1 pseudogene is annotated in these 537 nt (G+C 48.6%); it reads left to right on the forward strand.

What is annotated here, in order from left to right:
- Positions 1–93 (forward strand): annotated as a pseudogene (locus GOB85_RS18980) (IS5/IS1182 family transposase); the annotation flags it as partial.
- Positions 94–537 lie beyond the last annotated feature (444 nt).

Here is a 537-nt window from a genome sequence, read left to right on the forward strand (position 1 = left end):
GATGTCGAGACAACAATCTCGTCATCCTGCGCATGGTTGATGATTGCCCATATCCGCAGAGTTCTGCGAAAAATCAATCAAACCGCTTTCTGATTCAGGCTCTTAGAGGAAAGGTTGCAATCTGGACTTGAGCCACGTTTGTCAGGAGTGCGCCCTCGCTGGCTTACCCTTGAAAATGGCAAACACATCCTTCTTATACGCGTTCCAGACAGCCTCTCTGGCTCGCATCGTATACTCTCTACAAGTCAGTTTTACGCTCGAAGGAACGGGGGGGGGGCTTACCCGATGGACACGCACGAACTGCGCGACGCCTTCATTGGAGGAGAGAAATTACGCGATCGTCTTCGGGCGATACATCACGCTGATCAAAACATAAAGCATCGAGAAGAAATACCTTTTGCGGTGAGCTCCGATCCGTCTGCAATCATTTGGAGGGTTCTAAAAACCCTCCTTTTTCGATCACAGCAGAGTCATAACTCATTGATATTGCGCATTACACAAAAGCTTGGATAGGGGTTTTTCGAACCCTCCATTTCT

This window comes from Acetobacter fallax, assembly GCF_011516735.1.
In the GTDB taxonomy this organism is placed as follows: Bacteria; Pseudomonadota; Alphaproteobacteria; order Acetobacterales; family Acetobacteraceae; genus Acetobacter; species Acetobacter fallax.